Genomic DNA, 5358 nt, shown 5'->3' with positions numbered 1-5358 from the left:
GGTTCTCGACCGTACATCGAGAACCACTCAGTGGACGCGTAGCACCAACAAACGGTGTGTTATCAAGTCATCGGCTTATTAGTACCAGTCAGCTTCACACGTTACCGTGCTTCCACATCTGGCCTATCAACCCAGTAGTCTGGCTGGGAGCCTCTCACCCGAAGGTATGGAAATCTCATCTTGAGGCCGGCTTCCCGCTTAGATGCTTTCAGCGGTTATCCATCCCGAACGTAGCTAATCAGCGGTGCTCCTGGCGGAACAACTGACACACCAGAGGTTCGTCCAACCCGGTCCTCTCGTACTAGGGTCAGATCCTCTCAAATTTCCTACGCGCGCAGCGGATAGGGACCGAACTGTCTCACGACGTTCTAAACCCAGCTCGCGTACCGCTTTAATGGGCGAACAGCCCAACCCTTGGGACCTACTCCAGCCCCAGGATGCGACGAGCCGACATCGAGGTGCCAAACCATGCCGTCGATATGGACTCTTGGGCAAGATCAGCCTGTTATCCCCGAGGTACCTTTTATCCGTTGAGCGACAGCGCTTCCACAAGCCACTGCCGGATCACTAGTCCCGACTTTCGTCCCTGCTCGACCTGTCAGTCTCACAGTCAAGCTCCCTTGTGCACTTACACTCGCCACCTGATTACCAACCAGGTTGAGGGAACCTTTGGGCGCCTCCGTTACTTTTTGGGAGGCAACCGCCCCAGTTAAACTACCCACCATGCACTGTCCCTGAACCGGATTACGGTTCGAAGTTAGATATCCAGAGTGACCAGAGTGGTATTTCAACAATGACTCCACATGAACTGGCGTCCACGCTTCAAAGTCTCCCACCTATCCTACACAAGCCACACCGAACACCAATACAAAGCTATAGTAAAGGTCACGGGGTCTTTCCGTCCTGCTGCGCGTAACGAGCATCTTTACTCGTAATGCAATTTCGCCGAGTTCGCGGTTGAGACAGTTGGGAAGTCGTTACGCCATTCGTGCAGGTCGGAACTTACCCGACAAGGAATTTCGCTACCTTAGGATGGTTATAGTTACCACCGCCGTTTACTGGGGCTTAAATTCTCAGCTTCGCCTTGCGGCTAACCGGTCCTCTTAACCTTCCAGCACCGGGCAGGCGTCAGTCCGTATACATCGTCTTGCGACTTGGCACGGACCTGTGTTTTTAGTAAACAGTCGCTACCCACTAGTCTCTGCGGCCTCCAAACGCTTTTGGGAGTAAATCCCTATACGCCGAAGGCCCCCCTTCTCCCGAAGTTACGGGGGCATTTTGCCGAGTTCCTTAACCACGATTCTCTCGATCTCCTTGGTATTCTCTACCTGACCACCTGAGTCGGTTTGGGGTACGGGCGGCTAGAACCTCGCGTCGATGCTTTTCTTGGCAGCATAGGATCATCCACTTTTTATTCGCATCGTGTCTCAGCCTATGTGAACGGCGGATTTGCCTACCGTTCGGCCTACGCACTTGCACCAGGACAACCATCGCCCGGCTGGACTACCTTCCTGCGTCACACCTGTTAATACGCTAACCGCACCAGCATGGGGTCGTACGCTAGGCCCAATCCGTCACCCCGAAGGGATCAGTCACTGGGATTCAGATACTTAGCACCACTGGATTAGCTTGGGCGGTTCTTCGCCGGTACGGGAATATCAACCCGTTGTCCATCGACTACGCCTGTCGGCCTCGCCTTAGGTCCCGACTTACCCAGGGAAGATTAGCTTGACCCTGGAACCCTTGGTCTTTCGGAGGACGTGTTTCTCACACGTCTTTCGCTACTCATGCCTGCATTCTCACTCGTGTAGCCTCCACGGCTGGTTCACACCGCCGCTTCGCTGGCCACACGACGCTCTCCTACCCATCAACACGGCTGGACCACGAAGGCCTACCAATAATGTCAATGCCACAACTTCGGTGGCGTGCTTGAGCCCCGTTACATTGTCGGCGCGGAATCACTTGACCAGTGAGCTATTACGCACTCTTTCAAGGATGGCTGCTTCTAAGCCAACCTCCTGGTTGTCAAAGCAACTCCACAACCTTTTCCACTTAGCACGCGCTTTGGGACCTTAGTTGGTGGTCTGGGTTGTTTCCCTCTCGACTATGAAGCTTATCCCCCACAGTCTCACTGCTGCGCTCTCACTTACCGGCATTCGGAGTTTGGCTGACGTCAGTAACCTTTTAGGGCCCATCGGCCATCCAGTAGCTCTACCTCCGGCAAGAAACACGCAACGCTGCACCTAAATGCATTTCGGAGAGAACCAGCTATCACGAAGTTTGATTGGCCTTTCACCCCTATCCACAGCTCATCCCCTCAGTTTTCAACCTAAGTGGGTTCGGTCCTCCACGTGCTCTTACACACGCTTCAACCTGGCCATGGATAGATCACTTCGCTTCGGGTCTAGGACATGCGACTGAATCGCCCTATTCAGACTCGCTTTCGCTACGGCTACCCCTCACGGGTTAACCTCGCCACATATCGCTAACTCGCAGGCTCATTCTTCAAAAGGCACGCTGTCACCCCTACTAAGGAGGCTCCAACGGTTTGTAAGCAAACGGTTTCAGGTACTATTTCACTCCCCTCCCGGGGTACTTTTCACCTTTCCCTCACGGTACTTGTCCGCTATCGGTCATCTGGAAGTATTTAGGCTTATCAGGTGGTCCTGACAGATTCACACGGGATTTCTCGGGCCCCGTGCTACTTGGGATACTCTTCGCGCCAAGGGAGGCATTTCGACTACGGGGTTCTCACCCTCTATGACCGGCCTTTCAAGACCGTTCGTCTATACCATCTTGTAACGCCGCCAACTCGGCAGAGTTGACTGAAAAGTCCCACAACCCCGAACATGCAACTCCTGCCGGATATCACACATGCTCGGTTTAGCCTGTTCCGGTTTCGCTCGCCACTACTAACGGAATCGCGGTTGCTTTCTCTTCCTGTGGGTACTGAGATGTTTCACTTCCCCACGTTCCCTCTACCCGCCCTATATATTCAGGCGGGAGTCACTAGGTCGGCACGCCGCCCAGCGGGGTTTCCCCATTCGGACACCCTCGGATCAAAACTTGCTTATCAGTTCCCCGAGGCTTATCGCAGATTGCTACGTCCTTCTTCGGCTCCAGATGCCAAGGCATTCACCGTTTGCTCTTAAAGACTTGATAAATCACATGAGTTTGAATCAAAACTCGACCCACACCCGAAAGTGTGTGTCTGAAATTGACTAATGATCTTTAAGATCATCTTGTGCAACCGATCCGAAGATCAGCTGCAAGATGCTCGCGTCCACTGTGTAGTTCTCAAAGTACGGGCGGTACCCCTCCTCGCACCCCCCAAACGGGAGAAACGACAAGAGGCCCTGAGGATTCAGTCCCACCGNAACCAACTGCGCCGGCACCATGTCAAATGTTCCACCCATGAGCTCCCAGCGAAGAACGTATGTCTTCGATCTGGGTTCTGGACTCGTGATGAGTCAGATGCTCCTTAGAAAGGAGGTGATCCAGCCGCACCTTCCGGTACGGCTACCTTGTTACGACTTAGTCCTAATTACCAATCCCACCTTCGACAGCTCCCTCCCACAAGGGGTTAGGCCACCGGCTTCAGGTGTTACCGACTTTCATGACTTGACGGGCGGTGTGTACAAGACCCGGGAACGTATTCACCGCAGCGTTGCTGATCTGCGATTACTAGCGACTCCGACTTCACGTAGTCGAGTTGCAGACTACGATCCGAACTGGGACCGGCTTTTTGGGATTCGCTCCACCTCACGGTATTGCAGCCCATTGTACCGGCCATTGTAGCATGCGTGAAGCCCAAGACATAAGGGGCATGATGATTTGACGTCATCCCCACCTTCCTCCGAGTTGACCCCGGCAGTATCCCATGAGTTCCCACCATTACGTGCTGGCAACATAGAACGAGGGTTGCGCTCGTTGCGGGACTTAACCCAACATCTCACGACACGAGCTGACGACAACCATGCACCACCTGTTTACGAGTGTCCAAAGAGTTGACCATTTCTGGCCCGTTCTCGTATATGTCAAGCCTTGGTAAGGTTCTTCGCGTTGCATCGAATTAATCCGCATGCTCCGCCGCTTGTGCGGGTCCCCGTCAATTCCTTTGAGTTTTAGCCTTGCGGCCGTACTCCCCAGGCGGGGAACTTAATGCGTTAGCTGCGTCACGGAATCCGTGGAATGGACCCCACAACTAGTTCCCAACGTTTACGGGGTGGACTACCAGGGTATCTAAGCCTGTTTGCTCCCCACCCTTTCGCTCCTCAGCGTCAGTTACGGCCCAGAGATCTGCCTTCGCCATTGGTGTTCCTCCTGATATCTGCGCATTCCACCGCTACACCAGGAATTCCAATCTCCCCTACCGCACTCTAGTCTGCCCGTACCCACTGCAGGCTGGAGGTTGAGCCTCCAGATTTCACAGCAGACGTGACAAACCGCCTACGAGCTCTTTACGCCCAATAATTCCGGATAACGCTTGCACCCTACGTATTACCGCGGCTGCTGGCACGTAGTTAGCCGGTGCTTTTTCTGCAGGTACCGTCACTTTCGCTTCTTCCCTGCTAAAAGAGGTTTACAACCCGAAGGCCGTCATCCCTCACGCGGCGTTGCTGCATCAGGCTTTCGCCCATTGTGCAATATTCCCCACTGCTGCCTCCCGTAGGAGTCTGGGCCGTGTCTCAGTCCCAGTGTGGCCGGTCACCCTCTCAGGCCGGCTACCCGTCGACGCCTTGGTGAGCCATTACCTCACCAACAAGCTGATAGGCCGCGAGCCCATCCCCAACCGAAAAATCTTTCCAAACGTTGACCATGCGATCACGTCTCGTATCCAGTATTAGACGCCGTTTCCAGCGCTTATCCCAGAGTCAGGGGCAGGTTGCTCACGTGTTACTCACCCGTTCGCCACTGATCCACCCAGCAAGCTGGGCTTCACCGTTCGACTTGCATGTGTTAAGCACGCCGCCAGCGTTCATCCTGAGCCAGGATCAAACTCTCCGTAAAAGAAAAATACTGAACACACCGGAAAAAGGTGTGCGCAGCGAGTTTGAACTGACCAAAGAAATGAATCAAACTGACTTCATTTAAAATGCCAACCCCCGGAAGGGCTGGTCTTTGATCCAAAGGAATTCTCACCAGTCCGAAGACCGACGAGGATAATTTGGCATTTGACAAGTGCACGCTGTTGAGTTCTCAAGGATCGGATGCTCCCACGACCCAGTCATCACAACCAGGCCCGCAGGGCAACTTCTCAATCTTACCTGAGCCACACAGCATGTCAAACCGACACGCCGCAAGACCCAAATTCGAGTAATTGTTCGAAGCTCAGAAAGCTTCAGGACAACTTCTCTA

General features: G+C 53.8%; 2 rRNA genes. Both read right to left on the bottom strand.

Annotated features, from left to right (window positions below):
* Positions 1-58 precede the first annotated feature (58 nt).
* Positions 59-3162, bottom strand: a 23S ribosomal RNA gene (locus AC1C2Q_RS18930).
* Positions 3163-3485: 323 nt separating this feature from the next.
* Positions 3486-5010: ribosomal RNA gene (locus AC1C2Q_RS18925) — 16S ribosomal RNA — on the bottom strand.
* The 16S and 23S rRNA genes sit together here, the layout of an rRNA operon.
* Between the last annotated feature and the right edge of the window lie 348 nt (positions 5011-5358).

The organism is Microbacterium sp. Y356 (assembly GCF_059445355.1).
This window is presented reverse-complemented; position numbering and strand designations above follow the sequence as displayed.